Source organism: Pseudomonas sp. NPDC099000 (genome assembly GCF_044759925.1).
In the GTDB taxonomy this organism is placed as follows: Bacteria; Pseudomonadota; Gammaproteobacteria; order Pseudomonadales; family Pseudomonadaceae; genus Aquipseudomonas.
Map to the genome: position 1 here is coordinate 1,309 of NZ_JBIWAF010000038.1, position 455 is coordinate 1,763.

General features: G+C 54.3%; 1 protein-coding gene. It reads left to right on the plus strand.

Annotated elements, in window-relative coordinates:
• The coding region (gene rplM / locus ACIQV9_RS26620) for a 50S ribosomal protein L13 (protein WP_403107781.1) at positions 1 to 407 on the plus strand (407 nt) is incomplete at its 5' end.
• Between the last annotated feature and the right edge of the window lie 48 nt (positions 408 to 455).

Here is a 455-nt window from a genome sequence, read left to right on the forward strand (position 1 = left end):
CGGAAACAGTACAGCGCGACTGGTTTGTCGTCGACGCTGCAGGTCAGACCCTGGGTCGTCTGGCCACCGAAATCGCGAGCCGTCTGCGTGGCAAGCATAAAGCTGAGTACACTCCTCACGTTGACACCGGCGATTACATCGTCGTTATCAATGCCGAGCAGATTCGTGTAACTGGTGCTAAAACCACCGACAAGATCTACTACTCCCACTCCGGTTTCCCGGGCGGCATCAAGTCGATCAACTTCGAAAAGCTGATCGCTAAAGCCCCTGAGCGCGTGATCGAGACTGCGGTCAAAGGCATGCTGCCTAAGAACCCGCTGGGTCGCGACATGTATCGTAAGCTGAAAGTCTATGCGGGCGCTGTACACCCTCATACTGCTCAGCAGCCCCAAGAACTGAAGTTTTAACGGAATAGTTCATTATGTCGGCGACTCAAAATTACGGCACTGGCCGTC